2 protein-coding genes are annotated in these 548 nt (G+C 58.8%); both read left to right on the forward strand.

Annotation, left to right across the window (positions count from 1 at the left end; translation table 11 throughout):
- Positions 1–230 (forward strand): phage holin family protein (locus tag K5E19_RS23735; protein ID WP_221553374.1); only part of this gene is annotated, 230 nt, incomplete at its 5' end.
- 2 nt (positions 231–232) lie between these two features.
- On the forward strand, positions 233–532 hold the full coding sequence (locus K5E19_RS23740) for a YqjK-like family protein (protein ID WP_100778806.1): 300 nt from the start codon (positions 233–235) through the stop codon (positions 530–532).
- Positions 533–548 lie beyond the last annotated feature (16 nt).

The following is a 548-nucleotide window of genomic DNA, read 5'->3' on the forward strand; positions in this document are numbered from 1 at the left end:
GGCTCACCATGCTCTTCGCCGCATTTGGGCTGATGAGCCTGATGGTGTTAATCATCTGGGCGATCGATCCGCAGTATCGCCTCAACGCGATGATCGCCACAACGGTTGTGCTGTTGGTGGCCGCACTGATTGGCGGGATCTGGACGATGCATAAAGCGCGCAGTTCTACGCTGCTGCGTCATACTCGTCAGGAGCTGGCCAACGATCGCGCACTGCTGGAGGATGACTAGCCGTGAGTAGCACAACAGAGCGTCGCAAGCGCAAAGCGTATCTGCTAAGCCAGATCCAGCAGCAACGGCTGGATCTGACTGCCTGCCGTCGCGACTGGCTGGAAGTGACCCGTTCGTACGATCATGGCTGGAACACGTTGCTGAGCTTGCGCTCCTGGGTGCTGGTAGGCAGTAGCGTGATGGCCGTCTGGTCCGTTCGTCACCCCAGCATGCTGGTCCGCTGGGCCAGACGTGGCTTTGGCGCCTGGAGTGCATGGCGTCTGGTCAAATCAACGCTACGTCAGCAGCAGTTACGTTCCTGACACCACTGCTCTTTAT

Origin of the sequence: Enterobacter sp. RIT637 (assembly GCF_019718755.1) — a bacterium.
In the GTDB taxonomy this organism is placed as follows: domain Bacteria; phylum Pseudomonadota; class Gammaproteobacteria; order Enterobacterales; family Enterobacteriaceae; genus Enterobacter.